The following is a 276-nucleotide window of genomic DNA, read 5'->3' as shown; positions in this document are numbered from 1 at the left end:
CATTTGTGCAACACTTCTCTGACAGTCTGTGCCGTCCAATTGAAATAAGTTGCTATTTTTTCGACGTACCAACCCTGTGAATTTAAGCGAATCACTTCGGCTCGGTCTTTAACTTTCTGTGGTACATCTGCTGTTCTCAGGTTGAACAGGGTTTTGTCTTGCTCACGAGTCAGAAATACCCTTAAACGAGCACCCATATTTTCATGACCTCGGTAGATTTCTTCTCCATCTTCATTTATCTTTACATACTTTGGTTTCTTCCTGCCTACCTACTTA

The 276-nt window shown here is 41.3% G+C and carries 1 protein-coding gene; it reads right to left on the bottom strand.

Annotated elements, in window-relative coordinates; genetic code table 11:
* On the bottom strand, positions 1-197 hold a 197-nt coding region (locus PL11201_RS25630), incomplete at its 3' end, for a helix-turn-helix domain-containing protein (protein ID WP_144017906.1).
* Between the last annotated feature and the right edge of the window lie 79 nt (positions 198-276).

The organism is Planktothrix sp. PCC 11201 (genome assembly GCF_900009135.1).
In the GTDB taxonomy this organism is placed as follows: Bacteria; Cyanobacteriota; Cyanobacteriia; order Cyanobacteriales; family Microcoleaceae; genus Planktothrix.
Note: the sequence above shows the minus strand (reverse complement) of the source record. Positions and strands in the feature narration are given on the sequence as shown.